Source organism: Clostridioides sp. GD02377, assembly GCF_045899875.1.
Classification (GTDB): Bacteria; Bacillota; Clostridia; order Peptostreptococcales; family Peptostreptococcaceae; genus Clostridioides; species Clostridioides difficile_A.
Window position 1 is genome coordinate 68,619 of record NZ_JBJODA010000004.1, and the last position, 24,135, is coordinate 92,753.

Sequence of the window (24,135 nt, forward strand, 5' to 3'; positions counted from 1 at the left end):
CCTTTTAAATCCTATTTATATACATATTTCATTAACTCATCAACACTTAATGTAAACCCAATAGCGGGTATTTCTTTTCCATATTCTTTAGTTAGAGAATCATATCTTCCACCACTCAAAATCTCTTTATACGAGTTTGGATAATAACCTCTAAACATAACACCTTCATAATAATCAAGCATTGTAATCATTGATAAATCAAATCTAGCCTTATCTAAGAAATTACACTCTTCAATTAAGTCATTTATTTGCTTTAATTCTTCAAGTGCTTGTTTCATCTTATCATTACAATAGAAATTTTTTGACTTTTCAATAACATCACATAAATTTCCTTGTAAACTTAAAATATTTGATAATAATTCCTTTACTTCATTTTTAATTTTTAACTCTTCAATATATAGTTTTAATTCATGAGTATTTTTCGTATACAATAAATTTTTAATTTGATTTTCACAATTCTTATTTAAATTTAATTCTTCTAGCAGACCATTAATATACTTGCTACTTCCAACTTCTAATATAAACTTATTGTTATATTTCTCAAGTATCTTAAGAGCTAGTTTTACTACTTCTCTATCTGCTTCTACAGAAGATTCTCCTAGACATTCACAACCTATCTGTCTTATCTCTTTTATTCCAACTGTATTTTTATTTTTATATATTGATGAATTATAAAAAAGTTTAAGCTTTAAACCATCTTCCCATCTTGGAACAAGACTTTTTATTATACTTGTAGTTATATCAGCTCTAAGTACCATTACTTTTCCATTTACAACCTTTACCATCGATTCTTCTGGAATTTTATTATTAATACTCGTAAACTCATCGTATTCTTCAAATAATTGTGGCTCTATTTGAAAATATTCTTCATCTAAAAAAAGTTTATCTATTTCTCTTTTTAATTTATATCTTTTTTTAGAATAAATAACTTCATCTTCAATCCTTAAAAACTTCATATTATCACCCTTTTCATTAAAATTGCTCTTCCCTTTGTAAATTTAAAATAATAAAAAGCCATATAGGCTTTATACCTATATGGCTATAATTTTCTCTTAAAATTACTTCCCATCATAGATACAAGACCAATTGCACTAAAAACAGGGCTTGTGTCTATGAATTAATTTCATATTACAATCCCTTTAATCTATGATGATGGTGATGATTTAATTTTGTATTTAATTTTACTATATCTAATCTCACCATGATAATTTCCTCCCAAGTAATTTTTATTAATATTCTAAATTTACAGTTTTTTGTTACTATTAATAATAATATACTTTTCAAAAATTGGCAATAGTTATTTGTAAAATTGAATAAAATATTTTATATAGACTTTTTATTTGTACAATTATAAATTTAATCTTTACCTAATTTGGAAATTTTATGTATAAAAAATGAAATTTCGGGAAAAATTGTAATAATTTAAAAAAACTTATTAAAATATAGTATAATAAGTATATCTTAATGTAAAGGGATGATTTTATGTATAAATATGATGACTATGTGAATTTAACAAATGATTTAGATTTACCTGTAGAAATTAGAAATAAATGTGTTAGAATTGTTAGTGTTTCAGAGAATTTAGAGGACATAATTATAGTACATAAATTCAAACTATATGTCGTAAATGAGAAGTACATTAAAGGAATTATGGAATAGGCATTTTGAATGTACTATTTTTATCAAAATTTATTATAAATAAAATTTAATATTTATAATAAGGAACTGTCTTATTGTAGAAAATACAATATATATAAGACAGTTCCATTTTATTTATTGTAGAATTTTAGTATCAATCAAACCTTTTAAATTATAAAACATACAACAAAACAGCTAAAAAATGAAATAAAGAACCTATCATAATAAAAATATGAAAGATTTCATGAAAACCAAATTCAGGACTTATATTAGGTTTTTTAATAATATAAATAATCGCACCTATAGAATAAGATATTCCCTCCATAATCAATAACTTGAGGCAATCTTTAGGTATTGAATTGAATGCATTTATATCAAAGACAATTGCCCAACCCATAAGTAAGTATATACTTGTAGACAACCATCTAGGAGCATCCATCCAAAAGATTTTTATTATTATACCAATAAAGGCTACTATCCATATTGCTGTAACAAATATTATGCCTTCCTTTTTTTCCATAAAACTTAGACATATTGGTGTATAGGAACCAGCAATTAATACATAAATCATTGCATGGTCAACTTTTCTAAAAAACAATTCTTGCTCTGGTGTTCCTTTTAAAAAATGATAATATGAGCTTGCACTATATAGAGCAATTAGTGACAACCCAAATATCGATACAGATACTATCATCAAAAGAGAGGTCTCTTGCAATGATACAGATTGAAAAACTAAAATTATAGTTGCTAAAAGAGATAAACAAGCTCCTATAAAGTGAGTTAAGCTACTTATCGGGTCTCTACCCTTCAAAAAAAATTGATACATTTTGTCCTCCTACAATTATGTATTTTAAAAATCAAATTTATCGATATAGTTTTCATTACTATATTATATATTTAATTATACCACTTTATATTCTTTTTACAAGACTCAATATTGTTTTATTTTCTAATTTATTGTATTATATATATTATGGAGGTAGCATATGATGAATAATGAACTTAATACTATAATACTAGAAACACTAGATAATGCTGATATAACTTCAAATGATATTCCTTCTATTGATTTATACATGGACCAAATTATTTCTTTAATTGACAATAAACTTTCTGCCAATAAGAGATTTGAGAGCGACAAAATTCTTACTAAAACTATGATAAACAATTACAGTAAAGAGGGATTAATCAAACCTATTAAGGGAAAAAAGTATACTAAAGAACAAATTTTACAAATGATAATTATTTATTCTATGAAAAATACACTTACAATACAAGAAATTAAAAGAATCTTACATGGTGTGTATGAAAAAGATGATTTCAATGAAGATGACTTAGTTAGTTGTTATGAAAAATTTATGTCTATAAAAGAAAATCAAAGAAAGAATATACCAAACTTTATAGATTCTAATTTTGAAGATATAACAATAAATCCAGAAAATAAAGATGATTTACTGATAGCCTTATTGAGTTTGACTTCAATGGCTGACCAATTAAAAAATATTTCCGAAAAATTAGTAGATACCTATTTCCCAGATATTTCTAAAAAATAATCTCAATAAAGTAAGACTGAAAATAAATATTAAAATACAATATTACTTAAATCACTCTTAATTGTATACAATATAATTTTCAGTCTAAATATTAATACTTTCTATTTTTAATTCTTTCTAATAATCTCCATGTTAAGGTTCTACAAATTTAATTTTATCCTATTTAAGTTTTGACAATGTGAACAATTTAAATTAACTTGGATTTGTTTATACCCTATGAAAACGGCTTGTTTTAATATACCAGTGCCATCATCTATCATAACTACATTGTCTTTTATCTCTACACAGAAATTATTTTCTTGATTACACCAATAACAATCATACTTTTCATTACTTTTTTCTTCTCGCATGATTTTCGCCTCCTTCAATATAAGTTTCTACATTAAAAGAGGTTTTTCCTTTATATTTTTAATAAAATATTATAATTAGAACTTCATAGAATCTATTATACCTTCTATCTTTTCAGATGCTTTCTCTATTGCACTTTGTCTTTCTTCTTCACTAGTTCCAGTTCCATCTACTAATAATTCATCAAATTTCTTAATTCCTATAAATTTCATTATACTTTCCACATAATTTAATCCTTTATTCATAACTGGTTTCAATACCCATGGTATGTGTCCACCTGAAGATTGTATATATACCATACTTCTATCAATATCGTTTAAAATTCCTTGTGGCTTATCATTACCTTCAAATGATATAGTTTTTCCATCTTGAATTATACAGTCTATATATTCTTTAAGTGGTGCTGGAAAAGATAAGCTCCACATAGGTGCTGCTATTACGTATACACTTGCACTCACAAATTGGTCACAAAGGCTTCTAATCTTTGTAATCTCTTTTCTATCCTTATCATCCAACTTCTTAGCATCTTCTTCATTAACTATGCAATTTCTCTTTTCAAAGTACTGATATTCAAGTCTTGGTATATGCTCTTTATAAAGGTCTATTTCTTCAACCTCAAAATCCTTGTTTTCTTCCATAAATTTATTTATAAATTTTCTTGCTACAGTTTTGCTTGAAGATAAGTCTTCAGGTTTTGAATTTACATTTATATATAATAATTTTTTCTTCATAAGCTCACTCCTAAGATTATTTTTATATTATTATTTCACAAATATAACCATTCTATTCTGTTGCCAAATCATAAAATAAATAAAGATACAAATTTTAAATAATCTTAAAAGTAAAAACAATAAAATATTATGTGTATTAATTACAGAAAATATTAAAGATATAATAAAAAATAGATATTCTAGCCTAAATAATGCTTATAATTTTAATAAAAATGGTATAGTGTTAAAACACTATACCATTACAATTATTTAAATATTTTTTAATATTTTTTCTTCCATTTTGCGCTTCTACCTCTTGCAACAACCTCTATCTTATCTTGTTTTCTTAGATTGTTAAAAACTCTATTTATTGTAGGTTCTGGAATATCAGGACATAAATCTCTTATATCTTCTTTTGTAAAATATCCAAGAGTAGAATTTATTATTTTTTCTATTCTACTAGTTTTGGTTTGTCTTTTCTTATCAGATATATTTAAACTATCATCCAACTTCTCATATGCAGTCAATATTGTTTCTAAAAAGTACTCAATCCATGCATTCATATCTGCTTTCTCACTGCCTATAGACGATTTCAAATAATTTAAATTACTGTAATACTCATATGAACTATCATCAAATATTTTTCCTAAACTTATATATCTTCCAACTTCATATCCATTTTTATTTAGCAACAATAGGATAAGTACTCTTGCCATTTTTATATTACCTTCTTTGAATGGATGTATCAATATGAAATCTAACACAAATGCAGAAATTAATATTAATATATCAATTTCATCTTCCTCCATCAATGTATTATAAGCTTCACATATTTCTTCTACAGCTTTTTCCACCTTATTTACACCTGAATCAATACTTATGAATTCACCACATTTTAAATTGTGTTCAATAAAATCATTATCTGATTTGTAGCTTCCTCCTCTAGTAGATGAAAATTTATATAAGTATCCATGAAGCTCAAGAATTGTTTGTGAACTTATTGGAATACTTTCATAAGCACTATTAATAGTTTTTACTACATCTCTGTATTCAACAATGCTCAATTCTTCTCTACTTCTAGGTGTAACTTCATTACTTATTAATTTCTCTAAATTAAAATTACTACTATCTCTTTGATTTCCAATGTATGTAGATTCAGAACAATCTACTAAAGATTTTTTTTCTAATCTTTCTAAAATTTCTTTTGGTTGTTTTTTGTAAAGCAGTTGTCTACCCTTATACTCATTTATCTTAGACAACATTCTTGCTACATTCATGTTTACATACATATTTTTTAATTTGCTTTTCTTTGTAAATTCCATAAAATCACTCCATAATTAGAATTTCTCTTATCCTTGACAGCGGTTTTATTTTATCATATAATTGTACTTTTTGCAATTTCTTGCTCAATTATCTGAATTTATATTTCTTATTCAGTTGTTATCTCATTTAGTTTTTCACTTTCATTTAATCTTTCACTCTTAGGAGTATATCTTTTTAACTCTCTAAATACGACTACACCTGTAATTACTGTAGCTATAAAGTCAGACACTGGTTGAGCTGTCCATACACCCTGTAAACCTAGGAATGTAGGAAGAATTAGTACTGCTGGTATCAATAAAATTACTTGTCTTAAAAGACTTAATAACATTGCCATTTTGGCTTTTCCTATAGATTGTATAAAGTTTGTTCCTGTAACTGATAAGCCCACAATTGGCAACATAAGTAGATATATTCTTAAACCATCAACAGATATACTCATAAGCTCAGGGTCTTTATTAAATATTCCTATAATCGCCTCTGGGAAAACCATGACTACTACCATACCCATACATAAAATTATAGTAGCTACTACTAATGAACCTAAATATGCTTTTTTAACCCTATCGTATTTTTCAGCTCCATAATTGAAACCTATAATAGGTTGCGCTCCTTGATTTATTCCAAAGATAGGCATTAAAAATACCATTGCGATAGAAGAAATTGTAGCCATAGCACCTATAGCTAAATCTCCACCATGAGTTTTAAGTGCAATATTTGATATGACTTGAACCAAACTTGCTGCAAGTTGCATTGCAAATGGAGACATACCTATTGCAAATACTGCTTTTATTAGTTTCTTATCTAATTTTAGATTAGATTTACTAAATCTTAAGTTTGATTTTCCACTTATATAATATCCTATAGTTAAAACAGCTGTAAGAGCTTGAGAAGTTACTGTAGCAATTGCAGCCCCTTGTATTCCCAAATTGAATCCAAATATTAATATCCAGTCTAAAACTATATTAGTTAAACATCCTATTATCATTATTCCTGCTGAAATTTTAGGGCTACCATCAGCTCTTATTGAGTGGTTTAAAGAAAAGGAAAGAAGATTTACTACTGTACCTAATAATATAATATTTATATATGATTTTGCATATATAAGGGTATTTTCACTTGCTCCAAATAATGTAAGTATCTTATTTGCAAATAAGATTCCAAGTATCATTATAATAATTCCTGTTATTACAGATAATGTCATTGCATTTCCTATAAGTTTTCTTGCCTCTTCTACTTTACCTTGCCCAAGTTTTATTGATATAGTAGTAGTTGTTCCTATACCTATCAACATACCAAATGCAAGTATTATTGTCATTATCGGCATTGTGACACCAAGACCTGTTATTGCAAGTGGCCCAACTCCTGGTATATTTCCAATAAAGATTCTATCTACTACATTATATAAACTATTTACCAACATACCTATTATCGCTGGTATAGAATATTTAAGTAGTAATTTGCTAATTCGTTCTGTTCCTAATAATTGTTGATTTTCCATCAAGTCTCCTCCTTCTTCTAATATTCAATTTTCCACATATTACAAGGGAGGTGCAAATGCCCTCCCTTAATATTAACTACTTTTTAAATATTAATTTTATATATCTATTATATACCACTTTAATCAAAAAACCAAACTTTTCTAATATAAAAATTTTTTAACAGATAAAAATAAAGTGTATATATAGATGAGAGCACTAGTAATATACCCAGATTTTCTAAGTTAAAACTACTATTTAATATATTATTTAAAAAGAATAGAGAAAGTATGGTGTTTGCAATTGCTATAAAATATGGTATGAAAAATAATGTACCTATCTCTATACTAACAATCTTATTCATAGTTTTAAAAGATAGACCTATTTTTGATAAGTTTTTGTATTTAACTTTATCATATGGCTCATCTGTATATAATCTAAAATATAAAAAACTTAAAACACCCATAAAAAGTATCACACCTATAAAAATACCCATAAATTGTAGAATTTTACTTTGTTGTAATTCCACTAAATACATGTCTGGTAAAGTTAAAAAGTATGACCTATTATATTCTCTATCCAAATTAAAGTGCTTTTCTTTTAAATTTTCAGTTATATTAGCACTAGTTTGCCAGTTATTATAATCAAATCCATAAAAACTCAGTTTTGAAAATTCATTTTCTATGTCATTATATAAACTATCATTTATAATTATAATTTTATTGAACATTCCAGTAGGAAAAATTATATTATTTAATGATGCTTTTATTTTTATATTTATTCTTTTTATATTATAATTTTTTACTTGTTTTAGAGACTTTATGTGTTCTTGTGAATTACTACCAGGAATTAATATACCTTCATCTTTTTTGAGATTCACCTCATCTAATTTTAATTGTTTCGACAATGCATTATAATTTTTTACACTTAATATCGCATCTCTATTATGTTTAAGTATAGGGAAACTCAGCTCTTTATAATCATATCTTTTAATTGTCTTTCTAATTTGTTGCAATTCTTCATATTCTTTCTCATTATTATCTTCTGAGAAATATGAGTAAACCATTGGGAAGTTGTTTTTAGAAGATTCTCCTTGAGAACTTACAAGTGATGAAGTTGTTGTAAATGCTACTAAGGTAGCTGATAAAAGTATTGTCATTAAAAACAGCAACCTTGTATTATCTTTTAATTTATAGATTAAATTACTTATAAGTAACATATTCACTTTTCTTTTATAAAACTTTTCTTTATTTTTTAAATACTTTAATATTAAAATTATAAATTGAGAAAAAAATAAAAATGTACCCAAAATGATTAATAACGTTATTGTATACATACCTCCATTTATTTTTAACTTGTTACCAAATAGTATCATAGCATATCCTATTATAAGACATACTATACAAATTACTCCAAGCAACTTTGAAGTCTTTATATCTTTTTTAGGCTTTCTTGTTCCTACTAAAAGCTCTAAAACATTATTCTTATTCAATAACTTTAAGCTTAATGGTCCTGTTATTAAAAACAAAATTGTAAAACATATGACTGTCATCAGTATTGCTTTTAATGGAAAATAAATTGCTGTTAAGTTTATATAAAATAACTTACTTAAATACAATAAAAACAATTTAGAGACTGATAGACCAAGTAATATTCCCAGTATTATTGCTAAGGAACCTATTATCAAGTTCTCAATTAATATCAATCTTTTTAATTGTCTATTGCTCATTCCAATTATTATCAATATTCCAAAATCTTTTAATCTATATTTTAAGAAATTTCCTAAAGAATACAATATAAAAAGCAAGCTAAACCCTAGTATTATTAATTCGGAAACCATAAGAGCCATAAACGCAGTAGAGCCATTTTGGATTCCTGAATCTGCTATGATTGGATGAAACATAGATACAGCAAAGACAAAAAATATCATTATAGAAAAAACTGAACTTAAAAAATATGCTAAATATGCACTAAAGTTCCTAACTATATTATTATAAGCAAACCTTCTAAAGCTCACTATCTTGCACCTCCTATCTGAGACAATACAGATAGTATTTCATCATAAAAAGAATTACTGCTTCCAGATTTTTTTATTTCTGTATATACACACCCATCCTTTATAAAAATCACTCTATCTGAGTAACTTGCACTATATGCTTCATGAGTTACCATAAGTGTAGTTACATTTTGTTCTTTATTTATCTTAGTAAATAATCTTAGAACATCATCAGTAGATTTTGAATCAAGATTTCCAGTTGGTTCGTCTGCAAGTAGTAGTGATGGTCTATTTATAATTGCCCTGGCAATAGCACATCTTTGAGCCTGACCTCCTGAAATTTCATAGATTCTCCTATCTAAAAGATTATCAATACCTAAAAATTTAGCTACATTTATGGTTTGTCTATTCATATCTTTAACATTCGCACCATCTAATGTAAGTGGTAACATGATATTTTCTTCAACAGTTAGAGTATCAATTAAGTTAAAATCTTGAAATACAAAACCAAGTTGTTTTCTTCTAAATTCAGCAAGCTTTTCTCCTTCTAATTCACTTATGTCACATCCATCTAATATAACTTTCCCTTCATTCTGTTTGTCAACTGTAGATATTATATTTAAAAGAGTAGATTTACCACTTCCAGATGGTCCCATAATAGCTACGAACTCTCCTTTTTCTATATTTATACTAACTTTATCCAAGGCTTTAAATGGAACCTTTCCACAATATGTTTTTGATATATTTTTAATACTTAATATGTTCATTTTATATTCTCCATAACTTTTTTATTTTTACTACAATACTATATTATCGTGAACATACTACTTTAACCATAAAAATACCCTAACAATTAACTTACATATTTGTAAGCCAATTAAATTAGGGCATTAAATAATCTAACTAATTATTGATTACTATTAAATTTAAAATTTAAACGTTTTTCAAATTCATCTAACACCATAGGTTTAGCAAATAAGTATCCTTGAACTTTATCACAACCTATTTCTTTTAAGAATTCCACTTGTTCATAAGTTTCTACACCTTCACAGATTACTTTAATATTAATAGCTTTTGCCATTTCTACTATCTTGGAAATAATAATTTTACCACGTTTTGTATCTGTTGTCTCAATTAAAAATCCTCTATCCAATTTTAAAACATCAAAAGGAAGGTCTTTTAATAAATTTAAAGATGAATACCCTGAACCAAAGTCATCCATTGATATAATAAAACCTATTTCTTTAAGCTTTTTCATTATGTTAATCAATATATCTAAATTGTCAAATACAACACTTTCAGTTAGTTCAAGTTCAATAAACTTAGGAGAGATGTTGTACTTATTTATCAAATCAGTGATATTTTCTATAAAATTATCTCTGTATAAATGAACTCTAGACATATTCACTGAGATTGGTACAGGAGTATATCCTTCATTTATCCATTTGTTAATCGTCTTACAAACCTCTTCAAATACAAACATGTCAACATTTACAATGAAACCATTCTTTTCAAATAAAGGTATAAAGTCTATAGGTGAAATAAATCCCATTTCTGGGCTATCCCATCTTATCAGAGCTTCTGCTCCCTCAATTTCATTTCCATCATTTAGACTATATTTAGGCTGATAATACACTATAAATTCATCTTTTTCTAAAGCTTTATTCATATTATCTTCCAATCGTTTTTCATTATACAGTCGATTTCTTGTCTCTTCATTAAAAAATGAATATGAGTGTTCATATTTTTCTTTTTTAGTTTTTGCTGCAATATTTGCTCTGTCAATTAACAGGTCAATCTTTTGAGCATCATCTTTTTCAGTGATTTTATATATTCCACTTGATATAACAATTTTATATTTAGATGAATTATTAGTACTTAAGTTACAAATTTCATTATTTATTTTAGACAATCTACTTAAAAGTTCATCTTCAGTACTGCAAAAAACCAATAGTATAAAATGGTCATTATCCATCCTAGCACAAAGCTCAAATTTATTCATATTATTATTTAAAACATGTGCAATATGAATTAATATCTTATTTCCCTCAGAATAACCAAACATCTCATTTATATATTTAAATTTATTTACATCTAACTGCACCAAGTAGAAATCATCTCGATAGTAATTTTTTAAAATATATATAGAATCTTTTCTAAATTTTTCCTTGTTTTTTATTCCACTTAAAGAATCATAATAAGCCAACTTTTTAAGTTGGTCTATTAACTTAGCATTACTTAATTTCCACAATATCATAAATATTAATATATAGAAATATAATTTTATTATAAAATTAATTATTAGGCTTTTAAAATTTTCAAATATATCACATTTTGATATTAAAGTCCAATTAGTATCCTTAATATTTGTATATTTTACATTATATAATCTCCAGTTATTCCAATATAAAAAACTACTTTTTTGTTTTTCATTTATATTTTTTAAAATTTCATCTTTAGTACTTCCTATGATATTCCCTTCTAAACTCAAAGTATTACTTTTATTATTGATAGAGTTTTTATTTGATTTAGAAATAAGAGTATAATCTTTGTCTATCATTAGAAATTTAATAGAATCCTCAAAGTTACTTCTACTCACTATCTTATTTACATTTTGAAAATAAAAAGACGCAAAAATGGTTCCTGTTACCTCATTGTTTTTTACAATGGGCATATATATAATAAACACTTTATCACCTGTAACATTACTAGTCTCAATGTCTGAAACTACTACTTGCTTAGTTTTAATTGCTTTCTTAAAACCAACCTTATTTTTTATTGAACCAACTTTTTCCCTATATGTACTTGAAACATTTCCTTCTGTATCTGTTATACCAATCATAAAAAGATTATATTCTTTTTGATATGGTCTTAATAATTTTCCTTTTTCAATTAGAGATATCTCACTATTAGAAAATCTATCATCTTGACTAAGAGCTTTTAATAAGAAAGTGTTTGTTTTTAAATAGTCCTCAAGCTCTCTTTTAGATGCCTCAAGCATATTTTCAGAAGTAACCTTCATAGAATTACTTGCACATATAATTGTGCTTGTGAAATCAATCAAGACTAATAACATTAATAAAATTAATATGTGTTTAAAAATTAGTCCATCAAATACTTTTTCTTTTCTTCTCATATTAAAACACCATTAATTATATAATTTATTTTTTTGTTATCTAATGTTAGATTTAGCAAATTTGATTTTGTTATCAACACATTATTACCTCCTTATAAAACCTTTATTGTATACCATTTTATCACAATTATGTCTAATTATGGTAGAATAGTGTCAAATATTACGACAATAACAATTGTACAATTAAAAAATAAAAAAATACCAAGCCAGAAATTATATTCTAGCTTGGTATTTTTAATTTACAAATTAAGCATTAACTTTTGCTTTTAAGTATTCATCTATTGAGGCTGCTGCTGTTTTACCAGCTCCCATTGCAGATATTACTGTTGCTGCTCCAGTAACAGCATCTCCACCTGCAAATACTCCTTCTTTAGAAGTTTGTCCATTTTCATCTGTTATTAGACATCTTCTCTTATTTATATCAAGACTCTTTGTCGTAGAAGATATTAATGGATTTGGACTTGTTCCAAGTGACATTATAACTGTATCTACATCAAGTACAAATTCAGAACCTTCTATTTCTATAGGTCTTCTTCTTCCAGAATCATCTGGTTCTCCTAATTCCATTCTTATACAAACCATACCTTTAACATATCCATTTTCATCTACTAAAATTTCTTTAGGATTTGTCAATGTATTAAATATAATACCTTCTTCTTTTGCATGGTGTACTTCTTCAGCTCTTGCTGGAAGCTCTTTTTCACTTCTTCTATAAACTATATATGATTCTGAACCTAATCTTAATGCAGTTCTAGCAGCGTCCATAGCAACATTTCCACCACCAACTACAGCAACTTTTTTACCAGAACTAATAGGTGTGTCATAATCATCTCTGTAAGCTTTCATTAAGTTTACTCTAGTTAAGAATTCATTTGCAGAAAATACCCCATTTGCATTCTCTCCTGGTATATTCATAAACATTGGAAGACCTGCTCCTGAACCTATGAATATAGCTTTAAATCCTTCATCTTCTATAAGCTCATCTACTGTTATTGTCTTACCAACAATTACATTAGTTTCTATTTTTACACCTAATTTTCTTATATTATCTATTTCAGGTTGAACAACAGCTTGTTTTGGAAGTCTAAATTCAGGTATACCATAAGTTAAAACTCCACCTGGCTCATGCATTGCTTCAAAGATTGTTACATCATAACCTTTTTTAGCTAAATCACCAGCACAAGCTAGTCCTGCTGGACCGCTTCCTATTACTGCTACTTTTTGATTTTTCTTAGGCTCTGTATCAGATAAATTTATATCATTTTCTTTTGACCAATCTGCTACAAATCTTTCTAGTTTACCTATTGATACTGCATCTGATTTTATTCCAAGTATACATACACCTTCACATTGACTTTCTTGTGGGCATACTCTACCACAAACAGCTGGTAATGAACTACTCTTAGCTATTACTTTAGCAGCACCTTCTATATCATCTTCTTTAACTTTTGTTATAAATCCTGGAATATCTATTCCTACTGGACATCCACCTACACATTTTGGTTTTTTACAAGCCAAACATCTATTAGCTTCTGCCATAGCTTCTTCTTTATTGTATCCTAAACACACTTCATCAAAATTTTTTGCTCTTACAGCAGGTTCTTGTTCTCTAACTGGTACTTTTACTTTTTTAGCATCCATTATTTGTTACCTCCACATCCACAATTACTATGATGATGACTATCGCCTTCTTCAAGTTTTAGCATAGCTCTTCCTTCTTGAGTCTTGTACATAGATTGTCTTCTCATTGCTTGGTCAAAGTCAACTAAATGTCCGTCAAATTCTGGACCATCTACACATGCAAACTTAGTTTCATCTCCAACACTAACTCTACAACCACCACACATACCTGTTCCATCAATCATTATTGTATTTAAACTTACTATAGTAGGTATATTTAACTCTTTAGTTAATTGGCACATAAATTTCATCATTATCATTGGTCCAATTACGATTGCTTGGTCATATTTTTTGCCTTGATTATCAACTAAATCTTTTAATAAGTCTGTAACTCTTCCATTAAATCCATATGTACCATCATCTGTTGATACGTATACGTTTTTAGCTACTTCTCTCATATCATCTTCTAATATTATTAATTCTTTAGTTCTTGCACCAATTATTACATCTACATCTAATCCATTCTCTTTAAACCATTTAACTTGTGGATACACTGGAGCAGAACCAACTCCACCAGCTACAAATAATATTTTTTTATTTTTTAATTCTTCTATATCTTCATGTATAAATTCACTTGCTTGTCCTAATGGTCCTACAAAGTCCATTACAAAATCGTTTTCTTCAAACATTGCTAATTTTTTAGTTGAAGCACCAACTGTCTGGAATACAATAGTTACTGTTCCTTTTTCTCTATCATAGTCAGCTATTGTTAGAGGAATTCTTTCTCCCTTTTCGTCATTCTTAATTATTATAAATTGACCAGGTTGAGAAGATTTTGCAACTCTAGGCGCCTCTATTTCCATCAAATAAATACTATCTGTTAATTGTCTCTTACTAACTATTCTATTACTCATCTCGCTATTCTCCATTCTAACAAATATATTTTTCCCACTCTAAATTTAATTAAAAACATAAACACACAAAACTATAACTTATTATAATATAATATTAGTTCTTGATTAATTGTTTTGTATTGGACATCCCCCCTATAAAATAATTATAACTGCCCAAACTACAAATAGTTGATATTAACAAATTTCTTTTAATTGCCAATAAACACTAAGTCTATATCATATGTCTAATTTGTTATAGATTTAACCTAATACACACTTAAAGTATACTATATTATGCCAAATTTGTAACAAAAATTTTATAAATACATAATAAAATTTTTTTATTCAATTATTTATTTAATAAATTAACTTAGGTTTTCATAATAACACTAATTTCTTTAAAAACTAAACGTGTGTAAGGCTTTAATCTATTGCAATACCAGCTTTCATATTATTTAAAATACACCCTTATTTTATTATATATCTAAAATTTTCAATATTCATTAATTATTTGAATTTTTATATAAAATTTTTACAATTTCTAAAGATTTATTTACTTATGTAATAAATTATAATAATATTAATTTATAAAGTTAATAATTAATATAGATTAAAATAAAAATAATATAAACATAGGAGGTACATTCTTTGAAAAACATTATTTCTGCAAAAGAACTTATATCAAAGCTAGAACAAAATGATAATCTAGTCATTATAGATTGTAGGTTTGACCTTATTAATAGAACTTATGGTATTGATTCTTATAAAAAAGGACACATAAAAGGCAGTTTCATCTTAGATATAGACAAGGATTTATCGTCTCCTACAAAAGAACATGGTGGTAAAAATCCTTTACAAGACCCTTTCATATTAAAAGAAAAGTTAGAAAAAATGGGCGTTGATAACGATACTACAATTGTAACTTATGATGATGGAGATTTAAATGGAGCTTGTAGATTATTTTTCCAATTAAAACATTTAGGTCTTAAAAAGGTCTATGTACTGGATGGAGGAATAACTTCTTTCGTAAACGAAGGCGGAGAACTAGAAGAAAAAATAAATATTCCAAATTGCACAGGTAAAGAAATTAAACCAAATATAAATGATGATTTAGTTGTGCCAATGGAATATGTTAAATCTAAATTATATAAAAAAGATACTGTAATCATAGATTGTCGTGCCAACGAAAGATATCAAGGTCTAGTTGAGCCTGCTTATTCAAAAGCTGGTCATATACCTAGTGCTAAGAATTATTTTTGTAAGGATTTAATAAAAAGTAATTTTGAAAATGGTTCACTTAAAGACATGGAATTTTTAAAAGATTTCTTCAAAGATTTAAATACTTATGATGAAGTAATTTTATCTTGTGGTTCAGGAATATCTGCTTGTGTCAATAGTCTTGCTCTTAGAGAGCTTGACATCCCTCATAAGATTTATGTTGGTAGCTTTAGCGACTGGATTAGCTATGATGACAATGAAATTAAGACTGGTCAAGAATAAAACTAATAACATATAAAATCAGTCTATAATATCTTAAATATTATAAAATATCATAAAGGCGTTAGTCATTTAGACTTTCGCCTTTAATTGATATTTCATATACATTTTTAAATTCATCATATATACATTTTAATAATATTAATAAACTGCAACATGACCATCACATCTTGATTCTGTTGCACAGATATAACTTTCTTGTTCTGTTTTGAATATTATTTGACCTCTTCCCATATCAACACTATCATTAATTACTTTTATTTCATGCCCTTTTTCAATTAATGAATCTATTATGTGTTTTGGCATATCTGATTCAACTTCTATTTTCTTGCCTTCTATCCATTGCCATCTTGGAGCATCTAGTGCCTCTTGAGGATTTAGACCAAAATCTATCATGTTTGTTAGTACTTGAACATGTCCTTGTGGTTGCATAAATGCACCCATTACACCAAATGGTCCTATTGCTTTATCTTCTTTGCCTAAAAATCCAGGTATTATAGTATGGTAAGGTTTTTTAAATGGTTTTACTACGTTATGATGTTTGGGGTCTAAGTTAAAATTATTCCCTCTACTATGTAATGCAATCCCAGTGTTTGGTATCACAATTCCAGAACCAAAGTTTATATAGTTACTTTGTATATATGAAACCATATTTCCATCTTTATCAGCAGTACAAAGATACACTGTACCACCACAGTATGGCTCTCCTTCACTTGGATATAGAGCCTTTTTGTTATCGATTAATGAACTTCTTTTTTTGGCATACTCTTGATTTAATAAATCTTGAACCTTCACCTTCATGTGTTCTATATCAGTTACATAAGTTTTAGAATCTGCAAAAGATAATTTTAAACTTTCTATAATCTTATGTATATCTTCCACATTTTCTATGTTTCCTTCTATATCTAATTCTTTTAATATATTAAGTGCCATTAAAACTGTTATTCCATGTCCATTTGGTGGAATTTCAAATATTTTATATCCTTTATATTCTGTGCTTATAGGCTCTACCCATGTTGGATAAAAGCGCTCTAAATCACTTTTTCTTATAGCTCCATCAAATTTTCTAGAATATTCATCTATTTTATCAGCAAGTCTTCCTCTATAAAAGCTTTCAGATTGAGTATCTGCTATTTCTTCTAATGTATTTGCATGTTCTTCACATATAAATATATCTCCAGCTTCTGGAGCTTTGCCTTTTTTAGAAAATGTATCAAACCATGGTTTGAATTCTTCCCCAACAAGTTCTTTTTCATATAATTCATATGATTTTTTCCACACTTTAGCCACATTAGGAGATACTACATAACCTTCTCTCGCATAGTTTATTGCTGGAGATAAACATTCCCTTAAACTAAGCTTGCCATACTTTTTATTTAATTCTGCCCAAGCTGCAGGTATTCCAGGTACAGTTACTGCTCCAAATCCATACTTAGGCATTTCCTCAAGATTACCATAATTATTTAATTCCATCTTTTCTGGAGCAAAACCACTAGAGTTTAGAGCATGCAATCGTTTTTCTTCTTCTATCCAAACAAGAGCATATGCATCTCCACCAATCCCATTGCTTGTTGGTTCTACCACTGCTAATGTAGCAGCTGTTGCAACTGCTGCATCTACAGCATTTCCACCTTTTTTTAATATTTCAAGCCCAGCTTGAGATGCCAGTGGTGTTGATGTTGCAACTGCTCCATTTTTAGCATATACGACATTTCTTATTGATGAATATTTATGTTGATAAGCGTTAAACTTCATAAACTTCAACTCCTTGTCATTTTTTATTTGATGTTTTTCCTAAATTTATTATATAACATCAGGTAACACAACTGATATAAAATATATACTTTTTCCAAATCTTAATTTTTTCATCTTAATATATCCCCTAAGATTTTATACCTTAGCTTAAAACAACTTAATTTATTCTATTATCATATTTTGAGCATATTTTAAGGTTAAAAAATAATATATAAAGTATCCTATATAATAAATGACTAGAGTTATGATAATTGGAGTAATTAATGACCTAGGTATAAACTTTTGTGCAATTGACATTGCAAATAGATTATGAACTGTACCTACGACTAATGGAAGTAAAAATACAACTTTTAATTGTTTTGATATTATTTTCTCAATATCTTTGTTATTTGCTCCAAGTTTTATTAACATAATATATCTTTCTTTATCATCATATATACTTGATAGTTGCTTAAACAGAATTATGCTACCTGTACATAAAAGAAATACTACAGATAAAAATATACCTATAAATAACATAAGACCACTTAATTTTATCAAATTATTATAGTTCTCATTCCTTGATGTAAAATTAAAAGGATAAGTAAATTTCATATTTTTATTCACTATATTTTTCAATTTTAAAGTTAAATCAAGTCCTTTCTTTTCGTTATCTATGTCAATTAATCTTATTAGTCTAGAGCTTCTGTCTGACTTTAACTGATTAAAAATTTTATCTTTTACTACAACTAAATCGAATGTAGATTGTGAATTTATTTCTGGTTCTAAAATATTTTCTTGTACTTTAAAAAGATTTGTACCATATTCTTTTTCTCTTTTAATGTATAGCTTTATTTCTTTAGTATTAAAATTTTCTAAAAATATTTTCTTATATGAATCAGAAACATAATACGCATATTCATTCGAGGATAAATCTTTATAACCTACATTCTGATACTGTCTTAATTTTTTAAAATCACTTTCTTTAATTAAGTCCACAGATATTCTATCTTTTCTTTGATTATTTGCATTTTTATAATACATTTCAAAGATTATATTTTTGTTTATGAGCTCTATTGTTTTATCAAAGATTACCTTATTATTTTTTTTATATTTATATAACAAATCGTCAATTTCTTTATTTACATGATTATTTTCTGCATTTACAGTATAACTGTATTTGTAATTTTCACTTATATTTCTATCTATATCATAATAAAGTGATATGGTAAATCCTAGCATGGTTACACTTGTAGCTATTAATATTGATATTATAGCCAGTATCCTACTATTGCTCTTCAATTTAAATCCAAGTTCAGAAAAAGCAATTAGATTTCTTCCTTTATAATAAAATTTTTTTTTCTTCCTAACAGCGTCAATGATTATAGACATAACTGATGAGAAGAATAAAAAAGTTCCTGGTATTATTGTAATTAATATAAAAATTGAAAGCATAATATTCTCAGCAATAAAATAACTAATTGACATAAGATAAGAAATTGTTATTAGTAAAATACCAAGTATTCCTTTTAACCTTATACATTTTTTAGTTGTATGCTTTTCTGGCAATTTATTAAATAATTCTACAACCCTTTTATTTCTGATTATCATAGTATTTCTTATTCCAATAACTATGAATATTATTAAAAATACAACTAGTGTTTGAACTAAAGCCTTTGCACTTAAATTCATCTTTACTACTATCATTTCATTCATTAACTTTACAAGTATCATAGTCATAAGCTTTGAAAATAACAAACCTAAAAATATTCCTATTAATATTGCAAGTATCCCCATCAAAAAAGTCTCATATAAAAATACTCTTCCTATCTGACTTTTCCTCATTCCAAGTAAACTATAAGTCCCCACCTCTCGTCTACGTCTATTAAAAAAAAATGAGTTCGAATAATATATAAATAAGAAAACAAATATAATTATTACAATCGAACTTGTGTTAATACTTATCCTGGTTTTATTTCCAAGTGAGTTTAAAGCTTCATTATACTCTATAGATTTAAAACTGAAAAATACAAACACGCTAAATACAATTGAAATAAAATACATTAAATAGTTAAAAAAACTATTTTTTACATTTTGCATTGCAATTCTAAATAAACTCATTTTTATTAACTCCTCCAATTAAGGAAACTGTATTTACTATTTTATTATAGAATTCTCTAGTACTTTCCCCTTTAACAATTTCTGTAAATATTATTCCATCCTTTATAAAGAGTATCCTATCACAAAAACTTGCACATGTAGCATCGTGAGTTACCATTAATATCGTTCTATTGTTATTTTTATTTAAGTTCAGTAGACAATTCAATAAATCCCTAGCAGATTTGGAATCTAATGCTCCTGTGGGTTCATCTGCAAGTATTAATGATGGTTTTGTTGCTATTGCCCTACAGACAGCTCCTCTTTGTTTCTGCCCTCCTGAAACTTCACTAGGATATTTATCTAATATTGATTCTATATCTAATTCTTTTGATATTTCTTGTATTCTATTTTCTATATTTGATACGCTTTCATTTTTTAAAGAAAGAGGCAGAATTATGTTTTCTTTTATTGTAAGAGTCTCTAGAAGATTAGAATCTTGAAACACAAATCCGAGATTATCACGTCTAAAATCTGCTAATTCATTTTGATTCATTTTAACAATATTCTTTCTATTTATATAAACCTCTCCTGATGAAGGTAAATCTATCGTAGAAATGATATTTAAAAGAGTTGATTTACCCGCACCAGATGAACCCATAATACCAACAAATTCTCCTTTATAAACCTTAAAACTTATTCCTCTTAGAGCTTCAAATTTTGAACCTCTTCTCCCATATTCTTTTTTTACATTTTCAACAGATAATACTTCTTCCATAGTTAAATAATCACCTCTCCTCATAATTAGTTATTTATTAATTCTCACAAATATATTATATATATTAAAATAGCTTTTAAACATTTAATTACATTAATTTAAAGTTACATTTATGTAAGTATTTATTATATTTCTTCATTTTTATTGTAATTATGTTTAAAATATAATTTATCAAGTAAAATATAGTTATATTAATATAATTATTTTAGATTATAAGGTAGAAATATTTTAATTTATCAAGTAAAATAAGGTTATGTTAATATAACTATTTTGAATTAGGAGGTAAGAATGTTTAAAATAATGGTAATTGAAGATGATGTTTCATTAAAGAATATCATAGCAGAATGTCTTTCTAAATGGGGACATGATGTGTATCAAATAGAAAATCTTGAAAACATCATAGAAGAATTTAAAAACTATGAACCACAATTAGTTTTATTGGATATAAATCTTCCATTTTATGATGGTTTTCATTGGTGCAATGAAATAAGAAAAATTTCAAAAGTTCCTATAATCTTTATTTCTTCAAGAAACTCCAACATGGATGTAATAATGGGTGTAAATCTGGGAGCAGATGATTATATACAAAAACCATTTTCTATAGATGTTTTAGTAGCTAAAGTTAATGCACTCTTAAGAAGAACTTATAATTTTGTTGAGAATAATTCAAATCAAATTGTTCATAATGGTGTTATCTTAGATTTATCAACTGCGACCATAAAATATGAAGACAATATTGTTGAATTAACCAAAAACGAAATTAAGATTCTTCATGAGCTTATGAAATATAAGGGGCAAATAGTTAGCAGAAATAAACTTATGAAAAAATTATGGGATAATGATTGGTTTGTAGATGATAATACATTAACTGTAAATGTAAACCGAATACGAGTAAAATTAAATGAAATTGGGTTGGAAGATTTTATAGATACAAAACGAGGATTAGGTTATATAATCAATTAAAACAACTCTAAGTAGGTGAATTTATGAGCTTTAAAGATTTTCTCAAAGACAAACTCGGATTTTTGATATACAATTTTACTTTCTTAATTTTTACAATAGCAGTTATTCTTTTTTCCCCTGTAGAGATTTTTTTAACTGACACTATTTTATATATATTAATTATAAATGTCGTATTTTTATTGTTATATCTACTAATTAGCTACATAAAAAAGAATAAATTTTTAAATAACATAAAAAATGATATAGCTCAGATTAATAGCCATGATATAGAATTAATTAAATGTAAAAATGAAGAAAAAATATATTTGAACACCATTAAAAATTATCAATATAAGTGTAATAAAATAATAAACAATAATGTTAAGAAGTTTGAAGAAAATAAAGAGATTATGAGTATGTGGGTACACGATATAAAGATGCCTATCGCAATAATAAAACTTACGCTTGAGCAGAATGAGGATTTAATTGATGAAAAAATTTCTAATGATATAGATAATGAAATATTTAGAATTGAAAATTCTGTTGAAAAAATTTTATATTTATCCAAACTTGAAGATTTTCATAAAGATTTTTTGATTCAAGAAGTGAACATTGAAAAAATTATTAGAGATATTATAAGAAAATATTCAAAATATTTTATTTCAAAAAAAATAATTTTAGGCTTAAATAATTTGAATTTTAAAGTTTTATCAGACGAGAAATGGCTCTACTTCATATTCGAGCAATTATTGAGTAATTCCCTAAAATATTCCTCATTAGGAGATAATATATCTATCTATTGCAAAACAACCAAAAATTATTTACAATTAAGAGTGGAAGATACTGGTTGTGGTATAAAAAAGGAAGATTTAAATCGAATATTCAATAAGGGATTTACAGGTAATAATGGAAGGAATAACGCTAAATCTACAGGACTTGGGCTTTATTTAGCAAAGGAACTTTGTGATAAACTTGGCCATAAAATTGATGTAGATTCAGAGTATAATCAATATACAAAATTTACTATTACATTCAAATGCGATTTATAGTATCTTAATATTGATAGTTTATTTCTATTTAACTTATATTCAACAGGCTTCTTAATAATGATTCTATATGTACATCCCAGTATATAATAAATAGTTTTTATAAAAAGGAGGAAGACATGTCTTTTCTAAAAAAATTTAAAAAGAAAAAATTTAGAAATAGCAGCTTCAAAAGTAACAACTTTAGAAGTAGTAGTTTTGGAAGTAGTGGCTTCAAAGCTAAAAATAAAGGTTTTAAAAACAATCCCTTTAAAAATAAAAGATTCAAAATTTATGCAGGAATAGTAATAATCATACTTCTAATTTTAGGGGTACTTGCTTACAATGATGCAAAAAACACTAAATTACAAGCTAATGAAAACTTTATAGAAACATATACTGTTCCTGAAAATGAGAAAATATTTATAAATGGTATGGTTGTTCCTAAACAGACTAAAGACTTTAATATTTCTGGAGATTATGAACTAAGTGCTGTTAATGTTACAAACGGTCAAAAAGTAAATCAAGGAGACCTTCTTTTTACTGCTAAAAATCCAACTATAATAGCAGAAATAGATAGTTTGAAATCACAACTTAGCCAATACAAAAAACAGAAAATATCACTTTCTGATATTACTGAAAATAGAGATGCTATAGCTTCTATAAATGCTCAGATAACTGCTTTAAACTCTCAAATAGCTTCTTTAGATAAGAAAGCATATGATAGTGTCACTGCTCCTTTTGATGGCACTGTATACTTAAATGACCAAACTGGAAATCCAGAACAACCAGCTTCATTTATGACTATTCAAGGTCTAGAGTTTTATATGAAAGGACAAGCAAGTGAGCAAGATTTACCTAAAATGAAAATTGACCAGATGGTTAATATATTAGTTTTCTCAACTGACCAAAAACTTACTGGTAGAATAAGTTTTATATCTGATAAGCCATCTACTCCAAATACTGAGATGGGAGCTCAACAGAATACTCTATCTTATTATGATATAAACATAGCATTTGATAATCAAGAAGGATTAGTAAATGGATTCCATCTTCAAGCATCACTTGAAGTAGCTAGTTCAAGCTTTAAAATACCAGCATCTTGTGTGCTTAAAGACAAAAAACACTCATATGTATTTAAGGATTTAGATGGTATATTGAAAAAACAAATTGTAGATGTAGCAAGTCAAAATGATGATTTTGCTGTAGTTAGAGGCGGTCTTGAGCAAGGCGATATAGTAATAAAACACCCTACTAAAGAAATGAAAGAAGGAAACCCAGTTCAAGGCGATAGCGTAACTGCAGGTTCTAATAATGGAGATGCTACTCCAAATAAAAAAGTAAAAGAAGTTACTATGGATGTGAATTAA

At 26.7% G+C, this 24,135-nt stretch carries 20 protein-coding genes; 6 read left to right on the top strand and 14 right to left on the bottom strand.

What is annotated here, in order from left to right:
• Positions 1 to 11: 11 nt before the first annotated feature.
• Positions 12 to 956 carry an ATP phosphoribosyltransferase regulatory subunit gene (locus Q3304_RS04475; protein ID WP_407815050.1) on the bottom strand — a complete coding sequence of 315 codons (945 nt, stop codon included), beginning with the start codon at positions 954 to 956 and terminating at the stop codon, positions 12 to 14.
• 526 nt (positions 957 to 1,482) lie between these two features.
• Here Q3304_RS04475 and Q3304_RS04480 point away from each other — a divergent pair.
• Complete coding sequence (locus Q3304_RS04480) at positions 1,483 to 1,659, top strand: hypothetical protein (protein WP_003420092.1); 177 nt, start codon at positions 1,483 to 1,485, stop codon at positions 1,657 to 1,659.
• A gap of 151 nt (positions 1,660 to 1,810) precedes the next feature.
• On the opposite strand, the gene Q3304_RS04485 is transcribed toward Q3304_RS04480, so the two are convergent.
• Positions 1,811 to 2,464, bottom strand: a complete 654-nt coding sequence (locus tag Q3304_RS04485; RefSeq protein WP_054270036.1) for a hemolysin III family protein — start codon at positions 2,462 to 2,464, stop codon at positions 1,811 to 1,813.
• Between the two features lie 160 nt (positions 2,465 to 2,624).
• Here Q3304_RS04485 and Q3304_RS04490 point away from each other — a divergent pair, with 160 nt between their 5' ends.
• Positions 2,625 to 3,191, top strand: coding sequence for a DUF1836 domain-containing protein (locus tag Q3304_RS04490; RefSeq protein WP_223195568.1), 567 nt, complete (start codon positions 2,625 to 2,627; stop codon positions 3,189 to 3,191).
• Between the two features lie 140 nt (positions 3,192 to 3,331).
• Here the strand turns inward: Q3304_RS04490 and Q3304_RS04495 are convergent, their stop codons facing one another.
• The 9 genes from Q3304_RS04495 to Q3304_RS04535 all read right to left on the bottom strand — a co-directional run bounded on the left by Q3304_RS04495 (position 3,332) and on the right by Q3304_RS04535 (position 14,713).
• Positions 3,332 to 3,541, bottom strand: a complete 210-nt coding sequence (locus Q3304_RS04495; RefSeq protein ID WP_021384315.1) for a hypothetical protein — start codon at positions 3,539 to 3,541, stop codon at positions 3,332 to 3,334.
• A 75-nt stretch (positions 3,542 to 3,616) separates the two neighbouring features.
• The gene (locus Q3304_RS04500) at positions 3,617 to 4,270 is read right to left on the bottom strand and encodes an FMN-dependent NADH-azoreductase (RefSeq protein ID WP_054270035.1); all 654 of its coding nucleotides are present in this window, start codon (positions 4,268 to 4,270) and stop codon (positions 3,617 to 3,619) included.
• A 260-nt stretch (positions 4,271 to 4,530) separates the two neighbouring features.
• A complete protein-coding gene (locus Q3304_RS04505; protein ID WP_054270034.1) occupies positions 4,531 to 5,571 on the bottom strand; it encodes a Fic family protein in 1,041 nt (346 codons plus the stop codon).
• A gap of 107 nt (positions 5,572 to 5,678) precedes the next feature.
• Positions 5,679 to 7,070 (bottom strand): MATE family efflux transporter, encoded by a 1,392-nt coding sequence (locus tag Q3304_RS04510; protein ID WP_054270033.1) that lies wholly within the window; start codon positions 7,068 to 7,070, stop codon positions 5,679 to 5,681.
• Between the two features lie 119 nt (positions 7,071 to 7,189).
• A complete protein-coding gene (locus tag Q3304_RS04515) occupies positions 7,190 to 9,064 on the bottom strand; it encodes an FtsX-like permease family protein (protein ID WP_407815051.1) in 1,875 nt (624 codons plus the stop codon).
• Entirely contained in the window at positions 9,064 to 9,810 is a 747-nt protein-coding gene (locus Q3304_RS04520; protein WP_054270031.1) for an ABC transporter ATP-binding protein, read from the bottom strand. Before Q3304_RS04520 ends, Q3304_RS04515 begins: the two co-directional genes overlap by 1 nt.
• A gap of 140 nt (positions 9,811 to 9,950) precedes the next feature.
• Positions 9,951 to 12,179 carry an EAL domain-containing protein gene (locus Q3304_RS04525; RefSeq protein ID WP_407815052.1) on the bottom strand — a complete coding sequence of 743 codons (2,229 nt, stop codon included), beginning with the start codon at positions 12,177 to 12,179 and terminating at the stop codon, positions 9,951 to 9,953.
• 246 nt (positions 12,180 to 12,425) lie between these two features.
• On the bottom strand, positions 12,426 to 13,820 hold the full coding sequence (gene gltA / locus Q3304_RS04530) for an NADPH-dependent glutamate synthase (protein ID WP_407815053.1): 1,395 nt from the start codon (positions 13,818 to 13,820) through the stop codon (positions 12,426 to 12,428).
• On the bottom strand, positions 13,820 to 14,713 hold the full coding sequence (locus tag Q3304_RS04535) for a sulfide/dihydroorotate dehydrogenase-like FAD/NAD-binding protein (protein ID WP_054270028.1): 894 nt from the start codon (positions 14,711 to 14,713) through the stop codon (positions 13,820 to 13,822). Before Q3304_RS04535 ends, gltA begins: the two co-directional genes overlap by 1 nt.
• A 627-nt stretch (positions 14,714 to 15,340) precedes the next feature.
• On the opposite strand from Q3304_RS04535, the gene Q3304_RS04540 reads away from it, so the two are divergent.
• A complete protein-coding gene (locus Q3304_RS04540) occupies positions 15,341 to 16,192 on the top strand; it encodes a sulfurtransferase (protein WP_054270027.1) in 852 nt (283 codons plus the stop codon).
• A gap of 138 nt (positions 16,193 to 16,330) precedes the next feature.
• Here Q3304_RS04540 and ggt read toward each other — a convergent pair whose 3' ends face one another.
• From ggt to Q3304_RS04555, 3 genes are all read right to left on the bottom strand, one after another.
• A complete protein-coding gene (gene ggt / locus Q3304_RS04545; protein ID WP_407814422.1) occupies positions 16,331 to 17,944 on the bottom strand; it encodes a gamma-glutamyltransferase in 1,614 nt (537 codons plus the stop codon).
• A 162-nt stretch (positions 17,945 to 18,106) separates the two neighbouring features.
• The gene (locus Q3304_RS04550; RefSeq protein WP_407814421.1) at positions 18,107 to 20,044 is read right to left on the bottom strand and encodes an ABC transporter permease; all 1,938 of its coding nucleotides are present in this window, start codon (positions 20,042 to 20,044) and stop codon (positions 18,107 to 18,109) included.
• The gene (locus Q3304_RS04555; RefSeq protein ID WP_054270024.1) at positions 20,031 to 20,798 is read right to left on the bottom strand and encodes an ABC transporter ATP-binding protein; all 768 of its coding nucleotides are present in this window, start codon (positions 20,796 to 20,798) and stop codon (positions 20,031 to 20,033) included. The genes Q3304_RS04550 and Q3304_RS04555 overlap by 14 nt, the downstream gene beginning before the upstream one ends.
• Positions 20,799 to 21,086: 288 nt before the next feature.
• Here Q3304_RS04555 and Q3304_RS04560 point away from each other — a divergent pair, with 288 nt between their 5' ends.
• The 3 genes from Q3304_RS04560 to Q3304_RS04570 all read left to right on the top strand — a co-directional run bounded on the left by Q3304_RS04560 (position 21,087) and on the right by Q3304_RS04570 (position 24,135).
• Positions 21,087 to 21,761: a response regulator transcription factor gene (locus Q3304_RS04560; RefSeq protein WP_054270023.1), complete on the top strand. Its 675-nt coding sequence runs from the start codon at positions 21,087 to 21,089 to the stop codon at positions 21,759 to 21,761.
• A gap of 23 nt (positions 21,762 to 21,784) precedes the next feature.
• Entirely contained in the window at positions 21,785 to 22,789 is a 1,005-nt protein-coding gene (locus Q3304_RS04565; protein ID WP_054270022.1) for a HAMP domain-containing histidine kinase, read from the top strand.
• Between the two features lie 116 nt (positions 22,790 to 22,905).
• Positions 22,906 to 24,135 carry an efflux RND transporter periplasmic adaptor subunit gene (locus Q3304_RS04570; RefSeq protein WP_407814420.1) on the top strand — a complete coding sequence of 410 codons (1,230 nt, stop codon included), beginning with the start codon at positions 22,906 to 22,908 and terminating at the stop codon, positions 24,133 to 24,135.

Bases quoted from the DNA above. Each gene is read 5' to 3' on its own strand.
- Q3304_RS04490 (WP_223195568.1), top strand. From the start codon at position 2,625: ATGATGAATAATGAACTTAATACTATAATACTAGAAACACTAGATAAT.
- Q3304_RS04550 (WP_407814421.1), bottom strand. From the start codon at position 20,044: ATGAGTTTATTTAGAATTGCAATGCAAAATGTAAAAAATAGTTTTTTT.
- Q3304_RS04510 (WP_054270033.1), bottom strand. From the start codon at position 7,070: ATGGAAAATCAACAATTATTAGGAACAGAACGAATTAGCAAATTACTA.
- ggt (WP_407814422.1), bottom strand. From the start codon at position 17,944: ATGAAGTTTAACGCTTATCAACATAAATATTCATCAATAAGAAATGTC.
- Q3304_RS04485 (WP_054270036.1), bottom strand. From the start codon at position 2,464: ATGTATCAATTTTTTTTGAAGGGTAGAGACCCGATAAGTAGCTTAACT.
- Q3304_RS04535 (WP_054270028.1), bottom strand. From the start codon at position 14,713: ATGAGTAATAGAATAGTTAGTAAGAGACAATTAACAGATAGTATTTAT.
- Q3304_RS04555 (WP_054270024.1), bottom strand. From the start codon at position 20,798: ATGGAAGAAGTATTATCTGTTGAAAATGTAAAAAAAGAATATGGGAGA.
- Q3304_RS04565 (WP_054270022.1), top strand. From the start codon at position 21,785: ATGAGCTTTAAAGATTTTCTCAAAGACAAACTCGGATTTTTGATATAC.
- Q3304_RS04500 (WP_054270035.1), bottom strand. From the start codon at position 4,270: ATGAAGAAAAAATTATTATATATAAATGTAAATTCAAAACCTGAAGAC.
- Q3304_RS04480 (WP_003420092.1), top strand. From the start codon at position 1,483: ATGTATAAATATGATGACTATGTGAATTTAACAAATGATTTAGATTTA.
- Q3304_RS04570 (WP_407814420.1), top strand. From the start codon at position 22,906: ATGTCTTTTCTAAAAAAATTTAAAAAGAAAAAATTTAGAAATAGCAGC.
- Q3304_RS04505 (WP_054270034.1), bottom strand. From the start codon at position 5,571: ATGGAATTTACAAAGAAAAGCAAATTAAAAAATATGTATGTAAACATG.
- Q3304_RS04525 (WP_407815052.1), bottom strand. From the start codon at position 12,179: ATGAGAAGAAAAGAAAAAGTATTTGATGGACTAATTTTTAAACACATA.
- gltA (WP_407815053.1), bottom strand. From the start codon at position 13,820: ATGGATGCTAAAAAAGTAAAAGTACCAGTTAGAGAACAAGAACCTGCT.
- Q3304_RS04475 (WP_407815050.1), bottom strand. From the start codon at position 956: ATGAAGTTTTTAAGGATTGAAGATGAAGTTATTTATTCTAAAAAAAGA.
- Q3304_RS04495 (WP_021384315.1), bottom strand. From the start codon at position 3,541: ATGCGAGAAGAAAAAAGTAATGAAAAGTATGATTGTTATTGGTGTAAT.
- Q3304_RS04560 (WP_054270023.1), top strand. From the start codon at position 21,087: ATGTTTAAAATAATGGTAATTGAAGATGATGTTTCATTAAAGAATATC.
- Q3304_RS04520 (WP_054270031.1), bottom strand. From the start codon at position 9,810: ATGAACATATTAAGTATTAAAAATATATCAAAAACATATTGTGGAAAG.